The following is a 2,227-nucleotide window of genomic DNA, read 5'->3' as shown; positions in this document are numbered from 1 at the left end:
GAGCCTCGGGTGGTGGGGGGCGCGCCGGCGCACCTCGCCCCCCCCCGGCACCGGAGGGGATCAGCCGAGCTGGCCGTAGAGCTCGTTCATCTCGGCCGTGACCGCGTCACCACCGCTGGACTTCCACTGCGCGATCGCCGCGTCGAGCCCTGCCTCGTCGATCTGCCCGCTGATGTACTGGATGCGGGCGTCGGCGATGACCTGGTCGAGCTGGACGCCGTTGGTCATGTAGGTCTCGGAGACGAGCGCCGCCCCGGGGTTGAAGACCGCCTTCTCGAGGTCCTTGGCCTGCAGGTCCGCGCGCTCCTGCTCGAGCTCGGCGTCGTACTCCGTCTCCGGCTTCGGCTTGTAGGCCTCGTAGCCGGCCACGTTGGTGCCGATCTGGGCCCACGAGCCGCTGACCAGGTCCGTGTAGTCCTGCTTCGACTCGTCGTTGACCGCGAAGCCGTCCTCGACCGTGAAGTTGTCCCCCTCGATGCCGTTGTTCTCCAGCACCTGGCCCTCGGTGCTGCTCAGCTCGTTCAGCGCGGTGAGCACCTGCGTGAGCTGCTCCTCGGTCTGCACAGACGCCTTCGGGACGGCGAGGAAGCCGCTGTAGCCGGGCGTCGGGAGCGCGAAGTCGCCGTTCGGCCCGGCGATGTTGCCCTGGAGCGCGACGAACTGGTCGTACGTCTTGGGGTCCTTCTCCTTGAACAGGCCTGCCAGCTGCGACGCGCGCGACTGGACGTCGATGATGATGCCGCCCTTGCCGTTGAGGAACGGCTCGTTCCACTGGGTGGAGCCGTCCATCGTGGCGTAGTCCTTGTTGACGTAGCCGTTCTCGATGAGCTGCTTCTCGTAGTCCAGCGCCTGCTTCCACTCCAGTGTGGTGAACGACGGGATCAGCTGGCCGCCCTCGTCCTTCCACACGTTGCCCGCGCCGAACCAGGTCTCGATGGCGTCGTAGGGGCTGCCCGTGCCGATCGACGCACCCCAGGCGGGGATGATCATCCCGTAGGTGTCGTCCTTGCCGTTGCCGTCGGGGTCGTCCTCGGTGAACGCCTTGGCGAGCGCCATGAGCTCGTCGGTGTTCGTGGGCTCCTCGAGGCCCAGGTTCTTCAGCCAGTCCTTGCGGATGGTGATGGACGTGCGCACGACGTCGCGGGCCCGGTACACGCCGTAGACCTTGCCGTTGACGCTCGAGGCCTGCTGGACGTCGGGGTTCTCCGTGACGAGGTTCGGGTAGTCGCCCGAGGCCAGGTACTCGGTGAGGTCCCAGAAGCCGCCGGCCTCCGCCGTCTGCACGAAGCCCTGGCTCTTCTGCTGGATCACCATGACGTCGGGGATCTCGTCGCCGGCCAGCACCACGTTGGTCCGGTCGCCGTACTCCGCGTTGGGCACCCACTGCATGTCGAGGTCCAGCCCCGCCAGCTCGGAGAGCTTCGCGCCCACCGGGTCGTCGTCCTCCGGCGGCGTCGCGGAGAAGTACGGCGCCATGATCGAGAGCGAGTCGAGCGCCTCGCCACCGCCACCGCCACCGCCGTCGCCACCGCCGCTGCCGCAGGCCGCGAGCGTGAGGCTCCCGACCGCGAGGAGGGCCAGAGGGGCCAGCCGTCGTGTGCGCATGCTGTTCCTTTCGTCGGAGTGCACGTCGTCGTTCACTCGTCGAGGGGGTCGGTCTCCGCCTGGTCGCCGAGCCGGCGGTCGTTGGCGGCGTAGAAGGACAGGCAGAGGGCCGTGCACAGGTACGCCCACGCGCCGATCGCGACGACGGGCAGGAGTCCGGGCACGAACGCGGTGACGACGCCGACCAGCGCCGTCGTCGCCGCGAGCAGGAGGGGCGCCCCGGGGGAGCGCAGCAGGAACGCCCAGGCCAGGCGCGGGACGTCGCCGCGACGCAGGTCGTAGTGGGCGTCCATCGTCAGGGCGAGCAGCAGGTGCACGACGCCGAGGCCGGCGACGACGGCGAGCGCGACGCGGAGCACCGCGGGCGCGTCGTCGAGCAGGAGCAGGCTCGTCCCGGTGAGGGCGAGGGCCAGCAGGCCCGGCGCGGCGAGGAGGTTGGCGCGGCCGAAGCCGGAGGCCCAGGCGCGGACGAAGTCGCGCGCGGTGCGCTGGGTGTCGCCCCGCAGCCGCGTGCGGCTGACGACGGTCGCCGCGGCGAGCGCGGGCGCGACGCCGAGCACCACTCCCCCGGCCAGCGTGCCCGCGAGGACGAGGAGGTTGAGCAGGCCCAGGAACGCCAGCG

The 2,227-nt window shown here is 70.6% G+C and carries 2 protein-coding genes; both read right to left on the bottom strand.

Annotation, left to right across the window (positions count from 1 at the left end; translation table 11 throughout):
- Window positions 1-60 precede the first annotated feature (60 nt).
- On the bottom strand, window positions 61-1,605 hold the full coding sequence (locus tag ACFWEK_RS21010; RefSeq protein ID WP_430555298.1) for an extracellular solute-binding protein: 1,545 nt from the start codon (window positions 1,603-1,605) through the stop codon (window positions 61-63).
- Window positions 1,606-1,637: 32 nt separating this feature from the next.
- Window positions 1,638-2,227, bottom strand: a 590-nt coding sequence (locus ACFWEK_RS21005) for a DUF624 domain-containing protein (RefSeq protein WP_430555297.1), incomplete at its 5' end; no start/stop codon positions are given.

The organism is Isoptericola sp. NPDC060257, assembly GCF_042726645.1.
GTDB classification, from domain to species: domain Bacteria; phylum Actinomycetota; class Actinomycetes; order Actinomycetales; family Cellulomonadaceae; genus Isoptericola; species Isoptericola nanjingensis.
The sequence above is the reverse complement of the archived record's forward strand: the minus strand, read 5'-3'. Positions and strand labels throughout refer to the sequence as shown.

What these genes read in the sequence shown, in the direction of transcription:
- ACFWEK_RS21010 (WP_430555298.1), bottom strand. Translation starts at nt 1,605, where the DNA reads ATGCGCACACGACGGCTGGCCCCTCTGGCCCTCCTCGCGGTCGGGAGC.